We start from the raw sequence: 15183 nt of genomic DNA on the forward strand, positions 1-15183 counted from the left end.
TTCTCTAACTGCTTAGGCGACGGTTAGCGTTATTAGCAGCCCCGGCTCTTGGCGGGATGCCGCCAGGTGCCAATCGTGGGCGAGGGCTATCTCCTGGCAAATGGCAAGGCCAAGGCCAGCGCCACGGTCACGGCGATGAGCGCCTCGCCAGAAGCGTTCGAAAAGGTGCGGCAATTGGCTTTCATCTACCCCTGTGCCCCAATCACGCACGCTAAGTTCGTTTGGTAAAAGTGCAACCTGCACCTGGGAGTGGGGCGGGGCATGCTCGATGGCATTTTCCAGCAAGTTTTTGAGCAGGGTGAACAGCGCGCCTTTGTCGGCATGCCAAAGGATGTCGTCATCGGTGCAGGTTAGGGTCAAAGAGACATCTGCCGACTGCGCCATCCGCTGCAAATAGTCGATAGCACTGGCGGCCACGTCGGCTGGTTTGATGTCTTGGCGCTGGTAGTTAAGGGCCTCGCTGGCTTCGGCCAACAGCAGCAACTGCTGAACCTGGCGAGACATGTATTCGGTATCCTGAAGCAGGTTTCGCTGCTCCTCACTACTGTCCATCAATTCCAGTTGCGCCCGGATCAAGGTCAGGGGGGTCTTCAGCTCATGGGCGGCCGTAGCCAAAAACTCTTTTTGCCGCCGGTAACCTGTCTCAAGCTGCGCCAGGGCCCGGTTGAAGTTATTGACCAGCGGGGCAATTTCGTAAGGCACGTTGGTTGTTTGCAGCCTTGCTTGAAGGTTGAGCGGGGAGATGGCTGCTGCGGCATCTGACACTTTGCGCAGTGGCTTGAGGGTGTGCCAGAGGGTGATTTGCGCGCAAAGGCCAAACACAAACAGCAACACCAGGGCGAACAGTTCGATACCGTCCTGCATGAATCGCAGGGCGAAGATCCGGTGAGAAAAGTGCATGAAACGGCGACTGACAGCGCATTGTACGTACCAGGTTTTCTGCTGGTGAGTCGCAATTTCGGTGGCGCCGTCCAGAGTCAGCGCGTTGTGGCTAAAGGCAAAGGTGCCAGCCTTTAACGGGACCTGCTCGCTGCCTTGCCAAAAATCGTTGCTGGCATTGGAAGCCAGCACGGTTTTGCCTTCGGCGTCGAGGACTCGATAGGCCACCTCCTGTTGCAAGCTGTTAAAGAGCCATGGCTGGATATTTTCATCCTGGCGCATTGCAACGGGTATGCCGTCGGCATCGAACACCAGGGCATTGGCCAGGCTCTGGGTGTAATCGCTGACATCGGCTTGAGACAGAATGTTGTTGTTGGCGATCAGTATCAAAAAGAAGGCGCCAGCCATCAGAGCAATACTCAGGGCCACCCCTATCACGTAGGCCAGCAGGATCTTAACGCTGATACTGTTAAATTTTGCCGGTATCGCTAAGCGCATAGCCAATGCCCCTTATATTGACGATGCGAATGCTGCACCCCAGAGCCGCCAGTTTACGGCGCAGGCGATGTATGGCGACATCCAGCGCATTGGGAGTTACCGCATCAGCCAGCCCCCAACCGGCTGACTCCAGTGCCGAGTGCCTGGCCACGTCTCCTTGCTTTCGCATCAGCAGCAGCAGGATCTGTAGCTCGGCAGGCGCCAGCTGCTCGCTTGATTCGCCCCATTGTATAAGGCTGGTTTCGGGAAAGAGCGCCAAATCACCAAAGTGCGCAACCAGCGGCTGGGAAGCCGCCGGGCGGCGCAACAGAGCCTTGACTCTCGCCACCATTTCTTCCATGGCAAAAGGTTTAGACAGGTAATCGTCAGCGCCACTGTCCAGGCCTTCTACGCGGTCATGCAGGGCATTTCTGGCTGTGAGTACCAGGCAAGGTAAGGCATTGGCCTGGCTTCTCAGGCGCTTTATCAGCGAAAGACCGTCACCGTCGGGCAGCCCCCTGTCAATAACCAGCGCCTGATAGGGCACCTGGTTTATGGCGTCCAACGCATGGTCGATGCGACTGAAAACATCCACCGCAATGCCCGCCGGGCGAAGCCCTTTGCAGATCAACTGGGCCAGACGTTCGTGATCTTCCAATAACAGAATGCGGCTCATCAGAAATAGTGTATGTAGGCCAAAGAAATGCGGCTCTGCGTACTGGTATCTGTCAGCGGACTGTCTTTAATGCCGCTACCCAGTTTTTGCCACTGTGCGTCGAGCAAGAACAGATTCGTGCGTGTCAACCGGTAGCCAAGCCTGACGCCCAGTTCGCTGTTAAAAGTGCTTTTACCCTCGTAGTAGGGGCGGTCTGGTCGCACTTCTGACAGGCGCACACCGTAGTAGTAAGCCACGTATTTTTTATCAAGCCAGCGCCCGGCAAGCCTTGGGGTCAGGCTCCATTTTTTATTCAATTGCCAGGTTTTCTCAAGGCCAAGGGTGACGGTAGTGCCTTCGTTGTCTCCTGCAGCGGCAGTGGTGGCCTCAAAACGCAAGGTAGCCAGCGGGTTTTGCCAGTCAAAGCCGACACCGGCCAGCAGCCCGCCTTTGCGATCCTCCATGCCATTAAGGATTGGCGCGTCGCCAGCGTCAAAGCCGGTGAAGTCATATTGCACCAGTAGGCGAGGGCGCAGGCTGTTGCCCTCTGTCCCTAGTTCAGGCAGTTTGATGGCGAGTTCTGGGCCTTGCAATTGGATATAGCGGTTTTCATAGCTAACCAGTGGCAACACCCTGTTTTTACGGTCGATGTCCTTGTAGGCCTTTTGTTTGCTCGAGGCGCCTATCCCAAGCCCCCAATGAGACCCTGCTGTCTCTTGCGTCGTGCTTGGCGTAGCAGCGGCCGTTTGGATAAAGCCGAGGGTCAACAGCGATAACCCGGCAGCCGTGCCGGATAGGTAAGAGCGGTGCATTGAGACAATCCTCTTGTTGGCGTTGATGCACCTATCTTGGGTTGGCGAGACTTACCGCCTACTTACGCCTTGGCATTGCGCCATACCGGCTTTGAGCGTGGCGAAACCAAGGCTCATTCGTTACCCGCTAAAGCTTCAAAGCGCATGCCGCCCAGCAAAAGGGCGTTGACCTTGCCATCAGCTACCTCAAATCGGACTACCTGGGGGTGGGTGGGGCGCAATTTGACCCTGATACTGTCGCGCTCGCCATAGGCGGTAACGGCCGAGTGCAGCGGCCCCCAGCTGAGGTTAAAGCCCTTGGCAAGAGAGCCGGTAAAGACAATATCGCCGGCCAGCGGGTGGTGGTAGCGGCCGGTGTAGCGCCTGGGGTCTTGGCTGAACTGATACGGCTGCTGCCGGTAAGCCTCTTCCTTTGCCAGCAGCTTTTGCCGGTAGCCAAAGACCATGGCCTTAAGGGCCTGCTGGCGTTGGCCAAGGCGGGCATCGAGGTGCGCCTCGCCCAGCATCAGGCCGTAGCCGTAATCGGCGATAAGGTCGGTGAGCTTGTCGTTAAGCTCGCTCTCGTTATCGAGAATAACCAGGCCGAGCCCGGCGCCGGGCATAAAAGACAGGTGCGGGCGAAAGCCGTCAAAGCTGCCGAAATGGTGATAGGTGCGATGGCCCTTGTACTTGCCCACATACCAGCCGAGGGCGTAGGCGGTGCGGGCAAAATCGCCTCTTTTGGCCTCAAGGCTGACCGCCGGGGTTTGGCTCAGGGCGATGATACCGGCCGGCAGGGCCTGGCGGCCATCAACCCGGCCCTGGTTAAGCTCCGCCGCCAACAGCTTGGCCATATCGCCGCTGGTGGCAAAAACGCCGCCGGCCGGGTGCAGGGTCTGTTGGGTCTTTTTCAGATAAAGGGGCTGGTAACGCTGGGCGCTGAAAAAGGAATAGGGCAGGGCCGCCTCTGCCGGTACCGAGGCGCTGGTGTGGGTCATGCCAAGGGGGCGCAGCACCTGGTCGGTGAGCACCTGCTGCCAGTCGGGGCTAAGGGCTTCGCCCAAAATGTCGTAACCGAGGTTGGTGTATTGGAACTGGCCACGGGGGGCCTGCGGGTTGACTGCCAGCAGGCTCAGCATCTGGCGGCGCCGGGGCTGGTCGTGCAGGCCGGTGATGGCCACGGCGTTTTCCAGCAAGTCGCCACTGAGCCCGGCGCTGTGGGTCAATAGCGCCTTGACGGTGACCTTATCTGCCTCAATGGCCGGGGCAAAGGGAATGGCCGGGAACTGCTCGGCCAGGGTGCTTTTGAGGCTCTGCGGGCCTTTGGCCTGCAACCAGGCTAGGGCAAACAGCGGTTTGGTGATGGAGGCGATATAAAAGCGGGTGTCGTCTGTCACCGCCTTTTGGGCGGCAATGTCGGCATAACCGAAGTTGCCCCGGTATATCACCTTATCGCCCTTGATCATCACCACCGCCATGCCTGAGCGCACGGCAAAGTCCTGGCGCAGGCTGTCAATGAAGTTGTCCATACGCAGCTCAAGAGGCGGCTCGGCTGTGAGGGTTAAAGCGAGGGCGATAAGTGGCAGGCTCATGGAACGTCCTTTTCGCAAAAAGAAGGTATCAGAGCAATGCCCGTGCCAGCTGTTAATGGTCTGTTTTTACTTGGGTTTTCTTGCGGTGCTTAATCTGGAGTTGTGATTATTGCCGCATTTTGGCGGATATCGCCAGCCTCAGCGGTTGCACTGAAAGCCGTGTTTGCCGGCCTTTTTGACCTGATACATGGCCAGATCGGCTCTGACCATCACTTCGTTGAAGCTGTCATCTGCTGTCACCCTTTCGATACCGATGGACATGCCAACCCGCGCCTGGCCGTTATCCAGCTCAAAAGGTAGCTCCAGGGCGTCGATGCAGCGCTGGGCCAGTGTTTGCAGGGCGGGGTTGGCGGCGTCCAGGGGCAACAGCATCACAAACTCATCGCCCCCCAGCCGGCCCAGGCACACGTCTTCTGGCAGCAAAGCCAGTAACCGTTCGGTGAGTTGTATCAAGAGCTCGTCGCCGCTGCGGTGGCCTAAGTTGTCGTTGACGGCCTTGAAGTCGTCAAGGTCGATAAAGGCCAGGCACAGCGGGCCGGCGGCCTTGAGCCTGGCAAAGGCCTTGGCCAGGGCGCTGCGGTTGGCAAGGCCGGTGAGCGGGTCTTGATGGGCGAGCTCGGCGAGTTTGAGCTCGTATTCCTTTTCCTTGGTGATGTCGATGTGGGTACCCATTACCCTGAGCGGCTTGCCGTTTTCATCCCGCTCTACCACCCGGCCCCGGTCTAGCACCCAGGTCACGCTACCGTCTTTACCCAGCATCCGGTGCATAACCTGGTAAAAGGGGCTGTCGCCATCGAGGTGGCTTTGAAAGGCGGCCAGTACCTGGTCGCGGTCATCCGGGTGCAGACGGTCGCGCCAGACATCAAAGTGGGCGTTAAGCTCCTTGGGTTCAAAGCCCAGCATGGCGCCCCAGCGGCGGTTGAAGATCACCAGCTTGCCGCTGGGAATATGGTGCTGCCACAGGCACAGGCCGGTGCCGTCCATGGCGGCATCGAGTTTTTCCTTGGTGTCGGCGGCTAAGCGTTTGAGGCGGGCATTTTCCCGGCGTAGCGCTGCCAGTTCCTGCTGTAGTTGTTCTGAGCTCATGGCGTAAGGCGGTGGTCTGTCTGCCGATATGCTTGCCCAAATGTTATCTGGCTGTAAACCATTGTCGCGCCTGGTCCGTAGGCTGCCTGGTGATCCTTTTGTAATCAATATGTTGGTTGTTCAGGTTAAGGGCAACTAGGCTCTAGAGGCCAATCGCAAGGAACCCTTATGCAAGAAAACACCAGTTTGCCGCAGTTAATGGCCGGCATAGTCCGTAAGGACAAGGCGGCGTTTTCCCACTTTTACCGCATCACCTCTGGCAAGGTTTACGGGCTTTGCGTGTCCATGGTGGGGCCGGGGGGCCGCGCCGAAGACTTGATGCAAGACACCTATCTGAAGATCTGGCACCAGGCGGAACGTTACCAGCCTGAGCTGGGTACGGTGATGAGCTGGCTGATGGCCATTGCCCGGTATCGCTGCCTGGATGCGCTGCGCGCCGAGAAGCGCCATGGTGAAGTGCCGGTTGAGCAAGACTGGCTGGCCAGCGGCGCGCCGGAGCAAAGCGAGCAATGGCAGCACCAGGAACTTAAAGCCCATATCAACGAATGCTTGGGGCAGCTGGCCGAGCGCCAGCGCCGCAGCTTGTGGCTGGCGTTTTTTCACGGCTTTAGCCACCTGGAGATCACCGAGCGCATGGACCAGCCCTTGGGCACAGTGAAAAGCTGGATCCGCCGGGGCCTGATGAGACTACAACAATGCCTGCAAACCAAAGATACCGAAATCCAGAACTGATCCAGCTGTTGGCGGGGCACTACTTCCTGGGCACGTTGCGTGGCCGGGCCAGGGACCGCTTCGAGACCTTGCTGGTGAGTGAAAAAGGTGCCCGCCAGGCCTTGGTGTACTGGGAGAAAAGGCTGGCGCCCTGTTACGAGTTGGTACCTGAGCTTTCCCCGCCAGAGCGGGTTTGGCAGCGCCTGCAGCGCCAAATCGCCCCCGCTGCCAACAGTGCCCAGCGGCCCAGTTGGTGGATGGCTGCCGCCGCCATTGTGTTGGCGGTGCTGCTGACTTGGCAATGGGCCAAACCCGGTGCGCCCATCTCGCCTCAGGTGGCGGTGATCCAGGGGGGCGACTCGCAACCCCTGTGGGCCGTGAAACGCCAAGGCCAGCAATTGCAGGTAAAAGTGCTGGGTGAGGTGGCCAACCCTGACAAGGACTACCAGCTGTGGCTGGTCAGCAGTACCAGTGGGCCTTTGTCCTTGGGGTTATTGCCGCAGGCGGGCAGCCGCAGCCTGGCTTGGCCATCGTCCTACAGTGGCAAGCAGCTGGCGGTGAGTCTTGAGCCGGTAGGCGGCTCTCCCACAGGCCAACCCACAGGGCCCGTGCTTTACCTGAGCCAATTGGTAGTTTTGTAAAGTAAATGTGAAAAAGTGCATCCAATGCTGCAACCGGGGCGTTTGAGACAGGAACCTTCATCCAAACAAGGACACTGTCATGAAAGTCAGCTCCGTTGCACTCGCCTTGGCTCTGGGCCTGGCGGCAAGCGCCAGCCAGGCCTCCAGCCACCGCGAAGCCCCGGCCATCAGCCGGATGCCGGCCCTGGACTCCACCGATTTTTATGTCTTTCGCAGTTATGAGTCGGGCCGGGAAGGCTTTGTCACCCTGCTTGCCAACTACATTCCGCTGCAAGATGCCTACGGCGGCCCCAACTACTTCACCCTGGATCCCAAGGCGGTCTACGCCATCAAGATTGATAACGATGGTGACGCCGTTGAAGACTTAACCTTCGAGTTCCGCTTTGCCGAAAGCACCCCCGCCGTCACCCTGCCCATTGGCGACCAGTCGGTGGCGGTGCCCCTTAAACACGTGGGCGCCCTGGCCAGCGGCAACACCGCTGCCCTTAACTTCCATGAAAGCTACAGCCTGAGCCTAGTTACCGGTGCTCAGCGCAGCGGTAACCGCACCAAGCTGGGGGATTTCACCAAGCCTTACGACTTTGTTGGCCTTAAAACCTTTGGCTCGGCCGACGCTTACAGCCAGTACGCCCGGCAATATATCGCCGAGGTGTCCCTGCCCGGTTGTGCCAGCAGTGGCCGGGTCTTCGTCGGCCAACGCAAGGACCCCTTTGTGGTGAACCTGGGCGAGACCTTTGACTTGGTCAACTATGTGCCGGTGGAAGGGGACTCAGCCCCCGGCGCCGGTGACGGTGGCGGCTTTCCCGGTGGCATCAGCCAAAGCAGCGACAATGACGATCTCAAAGACAAAAACGTCACCACCCTGGCCCTGGAGCTGCCCATCAGCTGCGTTGTCGGCAGCGGTAACGGCGTGATTGGCGCCTGGACCACCGCCAGCCTGCCCCAGGCTCGGATCCTCAATCCCAGTGCCAGCTTTGCCAAACCCAATGTTCAGGGCGGCGCCTTGGTGCAGGTGTCCCGGTTGTCCAACCCCCTGGTCAATGAACTGGTGATAGGCCTGGCGGATAAAGACCGCTTCTCCTCGTCCGAGCCCAAAGACGACGCCCAGTTCGCCACTTATGTTACCAACCCAACCTTGCCGGCCATTTTGGACTTGCTGTTCCGTGACGCGGTGAACAGCACCCTTGGCACCAGCATCAGCAACCTGGCCCCCAGCAACCTGCCAAGAACCGATTTAGTAGCCGCCTTTTTGACCGGCTTTGCCGGGGTCAACCAGCAGGCCACCGTCACCCCGTCCGAGATGCTGCGCCTCAATACCGCCATCGCCCCCAAAGCGGCAGCGCAGCAATCGGCCTTTGGCGTGGCCGGTGACGACCTGGCCGGGTTCCCCAATGGCCGCCGCCCCGGTGACGACGTGGTGGACATTGCGCTGCGGGTAATGATGGGCCGCCTTTGCTACCCCATTCCGGTGGGCGGGGTTGATACCGACCTGGGCTTTTGCACCAGCGACGATGCCCCAGTGGGCAACGTGCCCTTCACCGATGGCGCGCCATTGGATGCCAGCATGATTGACAGCCAGTTCCCGTACCTCAAAACCCCGGTTGCCGGTTCACCCAACTAAGGAGCCTGTCATGAAACGCCTTATCTGCCTGCTCACTTTGTTGCTGGCCGGCTGCGGCTCTGACGGCGACGGTCAGACCAACCTGGCCCCCATGGCCGAGGACGCCAGCTTTACCCTGGAAGCCGACACCACCCTTAGCGACAGGCTAAGGGCCAGCGACGCCAACGGCGACTCGCTGAGCTTTAGCCTGGCGAGCGTTGTCAGCAACGGCACCCTGACCCTGTCGGCCAGCGGCGCCTTTAGCTACACCCCGGCCGCCACCTACACCGGTAGCGACAGCTTTTCCTTCACCGTCAGCGACGGCGACAAAAGCGACACCGCTACTGTCACCCTCACCATTACCGCCCAGCAGGTGGCTTTTAGCAGTTATTCCCGCGCCGCCTTTATGCAACAGATGGATGCCGAGCCCCTGGCCATCAACGGCCGGGCCTTTACCCAGGACGTGACCGACACCGCCGAATATGCCGATTTGCTGGAGGGGGGCCAATGAGGCTGTGGTGGCTGGCCGCCTTGCCGATGCTGGCCAAGGCGGCCTGGATACCGGCCGCCGACGAGGTGCTGGCAAAAGTGGACACCAGCCCCTTGCCGGCAACGCGCGCGGCCATCACCCAGGCCATGGACCAGGCATTTTTGTCCGCCAATCCGCGTTTGATGGACCGCCTGGATTCGGCCCTTGCCGCCTTGCCCGAGCCCAAGCCCGACTGGTACTGGTGGCAAAAGGCCAGGCTCTTGCAGCACACCCATCGGCTGGAGGAGGCCGGGGTTTTTTTAGGGCGCTGGCTGGCGCTACACCCCGAGGACCCCAGCGGCCAGTTATTGGCGGCGCGGCTGGCCTTGATGCGCGGCGAGCCTAAGCGCGCCGAGGGCCACTGTCGGCATTTGATGGGGCAGGTAGCCCTTGAGATCAGTGCGGCTTGCCTGCTGGAAGCCAGAGCCGATGCCGGGCAACTGGCCGACAGCTACCAGCGCTTATCGGCCTTGCTGGCCAAGGCTCCCTTGCCCCAGAACGGTGTTGGGCTGTGGCTGGCCAGTATGGCGGCTGACTTAGCACTGCAACTCAAATCGCCGCAGGCGGCCCTTGATTGGCTGGCGCCCTTTGCCGGGCGGCTCGACTTACCGGCCTCGGTGTTGTGGGCCCAGGCCATGCGCGAAACAGGCCAAGGGCAGGCGCTTGCCGCGCATTTTCGGCAGCAGGATATCAATAACCTGGCCGATGCCTTGCTGCTTGAGCTGACCCTGGCTGACCCGGCCGGCCCCTGGCGGGCGCGGCTGGATGCGCGCATTCAATGGCTCAGTTGGCGCCAGGACAGCCAGCATGCGGCGGTGCTGGCCCGTTACTATCTGGAGGTGGCCCCCGATGCCAAGGCTGCCCTTTACTGGGCGCAGCAAAACCTCAGCCAGGTTAAAGAACCCAAAGACAGAGCCCTGCTGGCAAGGGCCGAGGAGGGGCGATGAGAGGCTGGCTATTGCTGCTGTTGCTGGCCATGCCAGCCTGGGGCCACCAGGCCAGCACCGCTTTTCTGCGCCTTGACGGCAACCAAGGGGTGCTGGAGCTGAGCCTGATGGATTTGGCCAGCCGCCTTAACCTCGACAGCGACGCCGATGGCCAACTGACCTGGGGTGAAGTCACCCAGCACCGCGCGGCGGTCGAGGCGGTGGTTGGCCAGGGGCTGCGTTTTCGCCGAGGCGAGCAGCCCTGCGCCCTGAGCCTTACCGGCAACTGGCAGGCCGAGCGTCATTTCAACGAGGTGTTTTTATGGCTGCCGCTGCGCCTTGATTGCCCAGAGGTTGGCGCGCTTGCTTTGGATTACCGGCTTTTTAGCAAGACCCCGGGCCATAAGCTACTGCTGGCCATGGCCGGGCACCCGGCGGGCATGATAAGCCCGGGCCAGGGCGAGGTGGCCCTTGGCCAAAGGCCGTTGTGGCGGGTGTTGGCCGAGTACCTGCTGCAAGGGGTTTGGCATATCTGGACCGGTATCGACCATGTGCTTTTTTTGCTGGCGTTGCTGCTGCCGGCGGTGCTGGTGGCGCGGGGGCGGGGCTGGGCGGTTGAAGTTAGTCGCAAGCGCGTTTGGCAGCAGGTGCTGTGGATAGTCTCGGCGTTCACCCTGGCCCATTCGGTGACCCTGACCTTGACTGCGCTCGGCGTTGAGCTGCTGCCTGGCCCCTGGGTGGAGCTGGCTATCGCGGTGTCGGTACTGGCGGCGGCGCTCAACCTGATTTGGCCCTGGTGCCGCCAGGTATTGTGGATGACCGCCGGTTTTGGCCTGCTGCACGGTATGGGCTTTGCTGGCGCATTGGCCGCCCTTGGCCTGCCGGCCGATGCCAGGCTGCCAGCGATTTTGGTCTTTAACCTGGGGGTGGAAGTGGGGCAGCTGGCCATCGTGCTGCTGGTGCTGCCGCCTTTATTGTTCTTTCGCTTTAACCCCGGTTACCGGCGCCGCTTTTTACCGGCGGCAGGCAGTGTGATGTCGCTGGTGGCGGTGGTGTGGACCTGCCAGCGGCTCTTGGTGGCCATCGGCCATTAAAAAAGCCGCCCGAGGGCGGCTTTTTTGTGCAAGAGAACTTAAATCTTGCTGGGGTAGATGGGCTGGATATCTACCGGCACATCGCCAAGGCTGGCATTGACGTGGCGCACGCCATCGTCGATATGGCCGTATTGGGTGAGGAAGGCCTTGGCTTCGGCATAGTTGCCGTCGCCTTGCACCACCACTACGTCATGCACCAGGCCGGTGATGGCGCTTTCTAGCTTTTTGAAGTCGATGCGGTACAGGCCGTCTTTTTGCAAGGTCAGGGCGCCGTGGTCCACATAGTAGCTGTACTGGTAGGCAGCGCCGATGCCGTGGGCCTCGTGCACGCCAAAGCGCATGGAGCGGAACAGGCCGGCGGCGTAGGTGGCCAGCAGGTTGTTCTTCTCACTCTCGGGCAGCTCGCCTTTTTTCATCAAAAACAGGATGTTGTAGGCGCCCATCACGTCGGCTTTGCCTTCCTCTATGCCGGAATAGAGCTCCTGGAGCTGGGCGGCAACGGTGGTGGGCTTGCCGTCAACCACGATGGAGCCTGGGCCCAGGGAGTGGGACATCTCGTGAAAGAGGGTCTCGTAGCCGAAGTATTTTTGGTCCAGCAGCTTGGCTTGCTCTGGCACCAGAATGTGGGCGGCCATGGGCTTCATGATGCGCTCGAACTTGGCAGCCATCACGTTGTTCAAAAGCACCTTCTTGGCGCCTTTGGCTTCGCGGACCCGCTCGTCGTTGGGCAGGTTGAAAGCGATGGTCTGCACGCCGGGGACGTTGTCACCGCCGCCCTGGATTTGGTCGGCCACGGCGATGGGGGAGGCAAAGCCGCGCTTGAAGTTCTTGTAGTGCTCCGGTACCGGCAGGTTGGCTTCCATGTCGCGCAGGTATTTCTTGAAGCGGTCGAGCTTGCCGGAGGCCACCGGATCCTTGATGGTCACGAAGGCTTCAAAGGCGGTTTTGTAACCAAAGAGGCCATCGGTGTAGTTCTCGTAAGGGCCGATGGCCACTTCGATGGGGGTATCCTTGAGATCCATCCAGGCGATTTCGGAAGCAAAATAATCGTCGGTACGGAAGGCCTTGGCCCGCAGGCTCAGGAAGTTTTTCAGGCTCTTGTTGCTGGTGATGGCAGCGGCCTCATCCAGCAGCTTGGCGGCCGGCTCCAGCCACTCTTTGTAGTACTGGGAATAGGGAATGGCCACCAGCTTGTCGCCGTCGCGGCGAATCACGGTATAGAGGCTGGTAAAGGCTTCTTTATCTTCCGGGTGCTTGGCAATCCAGCCGTTGAACTCTTCTTTGGTCATGTCGGCCGGGTAGAAGCCAGCGCCCAGAGAGTTTTGCTTGTTGCCAAAGAAGGGGTGGCCAGCGGCCAGGCTGTCCCAGGGGCCGAAGTGTTCGTCGAACATGTTCAGCAGCAGGGCTTTGTCCGGGCGGTTGGAGGCGGCAATCTCGGCGCGGATGGCCGGGTTTTGCTCGTTGATTTGGCGCAAGTAGATGGCGCTCATCAACTGGGCGGCCTGGATCAGCTTATTGACCACCTGCTTTTGCTCGGCGTTCAAAAAGGCGGTGTTGACCTGCATTTTCACCGGCACGATTTTGTCGCGCTGGGCTTGCAGGTTATAGCTGCTGCTGGCGGTGTCGGCGCTGGCATTAAAGGCGGGCGCGGCCATCAGGCCGGCCAGGGCCAGGGCGATAAGGGATTTTTTCACCTGGAGGTCCTCTTGTTTTGGTCAGCCCCGTTACGGCTGGGGCATAGGCGGCAGACAACATGGACCAAGGCGCCTAAGAGTGCAAGGAAAAGCGCGGCAGACTGTGCGCTGATACGACAAGGCCCCGCCGAGGCGGGGCCTTGTCAATTGCCGCCTTATTTGCGGGGGCGTTTGGTGCGGTTGCTGGGGTAGGCCACAACCCGGTTATTGCTGCTAACGGCCCTGTCTACCGTCAGGTTTTGCCAGTCGCGGTAGATGTTAAGACGCGGCGGTATGGATAAATACTCGCCGTTGCCGTCATCGCGATAGGCGCGCTCCAGCACGATAAGCTCTTCGCCGTCGTTGTGCAGTGACAACCACTGGCGCCGCTCACAGTTGCCGGCCACAAAGCAGCGGTTGAAGTTCAGCACGTCGTCTTCGTCGATGGACCAGGTGCCGTAGTAGCGGCGGTCCATGACTTCACTGGTGTTGCCATCGCCGTCTTCATCGCCTTCGTCGTAGTAGTACTGCAGGTTGTCAGAGGTGCCGTCGGCATAGAACTCCCAGCCAAAGGCGGAGATAGCCATGTAGTCCAGCACACCATCTTGCCAGTAGCTGGCGTCCCAGGCGTTAACAAAGGTGGCCCAGTGGTGGCCTGCTTGGGTAAGGACATTGGTGGCGGTAAAGGGGTTGGCCTCGTCTTTCCAGGTGCCGAAGTTGTAGCTAAAAGCCAGCACCTTGCCGGTGCTATCTCGGGTGGTCAGGGCCAGGCCGTTAAGCTCCCCTTCTTCATCAAGCTTGATGATGCTAAGCACGGTGCCGTCGGTAAAGGTAAGGGTGACGGTGTTGCCGCTCAGGCTCCAGCTAAAATCCCGCTCCGAAAGGTCAGCATGGCCGCTGCCGCTGGTGGCGGTACCGCTGGAATTGAACACCAGCAGGTCACCGTTGTAGGTGAGCCCATAGGCGCTGTCGTAATAGGTGGACACGGCCCAGTCGTCGGCCAGGGCGTCTTGGTCGATGTCCATGGGCACCGAGCCATCGCCGTTACGCAGCAGTTGGCGAAAATCGTCGCTGTCATCGGTCAGGTTGGGCAGGTCGATTTTCTCGCCCCCTATCCAGACTTCGTCGTAGACGATGTCATAGGTCACCGCGACGTTGACGCTGTCGATGACATCGCCGCTCACCAGCAGGGTGTAGCTGTAGCCTTTGTCATAGCGGGTACCGCCCAGTTGGGAGGTGCCGTATTCGTCCATAAACTGATCCGCCTGGGCAGCAGGCAGCAGATCGTAGACGTTATAAAAACCGTAGTTTTCCAGCGGCGTGGCAAAGGTGACGTTGAGCTTGCCGTCGCTGATGGCCCAGGTGCAGCTTTGGGTATTGTATTCGTTGGCAAAGAGGCAGCTGTTGTCGCTAGCAAGGGTGATGAGGTCGCCGCCTCTGGCCAAAAAGCCGGACGCGGCGGCGCTAGTGACATAGTAATGACTGGCCAGGTTGTCGCTGGTAAAGGCGGTAGTCAGGACCGGATCGCTGATAATGGCGGCCATGGCCTGAGTCAGGGCATTGTCGTCTGGGTTGGCGCTGGTTACCTCTTGTACAAAGTCGTTGTAGGCTTCGGTATCGGCTACAAAGTCCAGCACGTTATCAAAGCCTTCCGGTAGGCTGTAATCAGGATTGTCCAGCATCACCTTGATCACTGCCGCCACTTCCAAGAGCTTGTCGGCGTCGATGGCATCTTCGGCGCTGGCCATCTCGCTGTTGGAGGTGATCTCCCCACCATTGGCTTCTACCGCCAGCACGTAACGGGCAGTGGTGACGTTGGTCACGTTGTTATTGACGGTGCCGCCTTCAGCAACCAGACTGCCGGCTTCGCCGACCAGGCTCACCAGCAGCACATCCGGGCTGGTGCTGCTGGTGGCTACCAGCTTGACGTATCCCCCCAGATCCAAGGTTTTGAGATCCAGCACATAGTCGCCGTTGGCATCGGCGGTGGCGGTAAAGGTTTGACCGTTGATGGTCACGGTCACAGTGGCGCCGGGGATGGGTTCGTCCACCACCGAGCCGCTGATGGTCAGGCCCTGGTAGGCATCAATACTGAGCTCGCCGCTGACATCATGCTGGCCGTCGGTCAGCACCACGCTAAAGGTGTCGGTGCCGGCGTAGTTGTCGTCCGGGTCATAGCTCACCACCAGGCCGCTGGCACTCAGGCTGCCGTGGGCGGCCTCGCCCAGGGTTTTGATGGTTAGGGTGTCGCCATCGGCGTCCTGGCTCATGGTGGCAAGGTCGATGCTGACCGGGGCACCGTTCAAGGTTTCAACGGCGAGTGGACTGAAGGTGGGGGCGCTGTTGGTAACAGGCGTTGGGGTGTCGTCGTTGTCACTGCCACCGCATGCGCTCAGTAGCAGGGCCAGGGACGCCACAAGGATTGACTGGCTTTTCATCACGGGAATGCTCCATTTCAGGGACAAGACCAAAAGCCGCCAGGTGCTGGGTCTTGCGCCATTCCCTGGCTGGCCCTTGAGACGCTGCAAG

The 15183-nt window shown here is 60.1% G+C and carries 13 protein-coding genes; 6 read left to right on the forward strand and 7 right to left on the reverse strand.

Features of this window, described 5'->3' with window-relative positions; genetic code table 11:
- Positions 1-12 precede the first annotated feature (12 nt).
- The 5 genes from AC22G1_RS05535 to AC22G1_RS05555 form a co-directional block, all read right to left on the reverse strand.
- On the reverse strand, positions 13-1377 hold the full coding sequence (locus AC22G1_RS05535; RefSeq protein WP_487315879.1) for a sensor histidine kinase: 1365 nt from the start codon (positions 1375-1377) through the stop codon (positions 13-15).
- A complete protein-coding gene (locus tag AC22G1_RS05540; protein ID WP_487315880.1) occupies positions 1349-2032 on the reverse strand; it encodes a response regulator transcription factor in 684 nt (227 codons plus the stop codon). Before AC22G1_RS05540 ends, AC22G1_RS05535 begins: the two co-directional genes overlap by 29 nt.
- Complete coding sequence (locus tag AC22G1_RS05545) at positions 2032-2823, reverse strand: MipA/OmpV family protein (protein WP_487315881.1); 792 nt, start codon at positions 2821-2823, stop codon at positions 2032-2034. Before AC22G1_RS05545 ends, AC22G1_RS05540 begins: the two co-directional genes overlap by 1 nt.
- Before the next feature lie 113 nt (positions 2824-2936).
- Positions 2937-4394 carry a serine hydrolase domain-containing protein gene (locus AC22G1_RS05550; RefSeq protein WP_487315882.1) on the reverse strand — a complete coding sequence of 486 codons (1458 nt, stop codon included), beginning with the start codon at positions 4392-4394 and terminating at the stop codon, positions 2937-2939.
- Positions 4395-4532: 138 nt separating this feature from the next.
- The gene (locus AC22G1_RS05555) at positions 4533-5480 is read right to left on the reverse strand and encodes a diguanylate cyclase domain-containing protein (RefSeq protein WP_487315883.1); all 948 of its coding nucleotides are present in this window, start codon (positions 5478-5480) and stop codon (positions 4533-4535) included.
- A 168-nt stretch (positions 5481-5648) separates the two neighbouring features.
- Between AC22G1_RS05555 and AC22G1_RS05560 the strand changes: the two genes are divergently transcribed.
- The 6 genes from AC22G1_RS05560 to AC22G1_RS05585 all read left to right on the forward strand — a co-directional run bounded on the left by AC22G1_RS05560 (position 5649) and on the right by AC22G1_RS05585 (position 10981).
- Positions 5649-6212, forward strand: a complete 564-nt coding sequence (locus AC22G1_RS05560) for an RNA polymerase sigma factor (protein WP_487315884.1) — start codon at positions 5649-5651, stop codon at positions 6210-6212.
- Positions 6176-6832, forward strand: coding sequence for an anti-sigma factor (locus AC22G1_RS05565; protein WP_487315885.1), 657 nt, complete (start codon positions 6176-6178; stop codon positions 6830-6832). The genes AC22G1_RS05560 and AC22G1_RS05565 overlap by 37 nt, the downstream gene beginning before the upstream one ends.
- Positions 6833-6911: 79 nt before the next feature.
- On the forward strand, positions 6912-8453 hold the full coding sequence (locus AC22G1_RS05570; RefSeq protein ID WP_487315886.1) for a DUF4331 domain-containing protein: 1542 nt from the start codon (positions 6912-6914) through the stop codon (positions 8451-8453).
- Between the two features lie 10 nt (positions 8454-8463).
- Positions 8464-8943 (forward strand): Ig-like domain-containing protein, encoded by a 480-nt coding sequence (locus tag AC22G1_RS05575; RefSeq protein ID WP_487315887.1) that lies wholly within the window; start codon positions 8464-8466, stop codon positions 8941-8943.
- Positions 8940-9908 carry a tetratricopeptide repeat protein gene (locus AC22G1_RS05580; RefSeq protein ID WP_487315888.1) on the forward strand — a complete coding sequence of 323 codons (969 nt, stop codon included), beginning with the start codon at positions 8940-8942 and terminating at the stop codon, positions 9906-9908. Before AC22G1_RS05575 ends, AC22G1_RS05580 begins: the two co-directional genes overlap by 4 nt.
- Positions 9905-10981, forward strand: coding sequence for a HupE/UreJ family protein (locus AC22G1_RS05585; protein WP_487315889.1), 1077 nt, complete (start codon positions 9905-9907; stop codon positions 10979-10981). Before AC22G1_RS05580 ends, AC22G1_RS05585 begins: the two co-directional genes overlap by 4 nt.
- A 38-nt stretch (positions 10982-11019) precedes the next feature.
- Here AC22G1_RS05585 and AC22G1_RS05590 read toward each other — a convergent pair whose 3' ends face one another.
- Positions 11020-12675 carry a DUF8614 domain-containing protein gene (locus tag AC22G1_RS05590; RefSeq protein WP_487315890.1) on the reverse strand — a complete coding sequence of 552 codons (1656 nt, stop codon included), beginning with the start codon at positions 12673-12675 and terminating at the stop codon, positions 11020-11022.
- Positions 12676-12830: 155 nt separating this feature from the next.
- Positions 12831-15092 carry an Ig-like domain-containing protein gene (locus AC22G1_RS05595; protein ID WP_487315891.1) on the reverse strand — a complete coding sequence of 754 codons (2262 nt, stop codon included), beginning with the start codon at positions 15090-15092 and terminating at the stop codon, positions 12831-12833.
- Positions 15093-15183 lie beyond the last annotated feature (91 nt).

The organism is Gallaecimonas zhanjiangensis (assembly GCF_057624825.1).

Bases quoted from the DNA above. Each gene is read 5' to 3' on its own strand.
- AC22G1_RS05535 (WP_487315879.1), bottom strand. From the start codon at position 1,377: ATGCGCTTAGCGATACCGGCAAAATTTAACAGTATCAGCGTTAAGATC.
- AC22G1_RS05540 (WP_487315880.1), bottom strand. From the start codon at position 2,032: ATGAGCCGCATTCTGTTATTGGAAGATCACGAACGTCTGGCCCAGTTG.
- AC22G1_RS05545 (WP_487315881.1), bottom strand. From the start codon at position 2,823: ATGCACCGCTCTTACCTATCCGGCACGGCTGCCGGGTTATCGCTGTTG.
- AC22G1_RS05550 (WP_487315882.1), bottom strand. From the start codon at position 4,394: ATGAGCCTGCCACTTATCGCCCTCGCTTTAACCCTCACAGCCGAGCCG.
- AC22G1_RS05555 (WP_487315883.1), bottom strand. From the start codon at position 5,480: ATGAGCTCAGAACAACTACAGCAGGAACTGGCAGCGCTACGCCGGGAA.
- AC22G1_RS05560 (WP_487315884.1), top strand. From the start codon at position 5,649: ATGCAAGAAAACACCAGTTTGCCGCAGTTAATGGCCGGCATAGTCCGT.
- AC22G1_RS05565 (WP_487315885.1), top strand. From the start codon at position 6,176: ATGCCTGCAAACCAAAGATACCGAAATCCAGAACTGATCCAGCTGTTG.
- AC22G1_RS05570 (WP_487315886.1), top strand. From the start codon at position 6,912: ATGAAAGTCAGCTCCGTTGCACTCGCCTTGGCTCTGGGCCTGGCGGCA.
- AC22G1_RS05575 (WP_487315887.1), top strand. From the start codon at position 8,464: ATGAAACGCCTTATCTGCCTGCTCACTTTGTTGCTGGCCGGCTGCGGC.
- AC22G1_RS05580 (WP_487315888.1), top strand. From the start codon at position 8,940: ATGAGGCTGTGGTGGCTGGCCGCCTTGCCGATGCTGGCCAAGGCGGCC.
- AC22G1_RS05585 (WP_487315889.1), top strand. From the start codon at position 9,905: ATGAGAGGCTGGCTATTGCTGCTGTTGCTGGCCATGCCAGCCTGGGGC.
- AC22G1_RS05595 (WP_487315891.1), bottom strand. From the start codon at position 15,092: ATGAAAAGCCAGTCAATCCTTGTGGCGTCCCTGGCCCTGCTACTGAGC.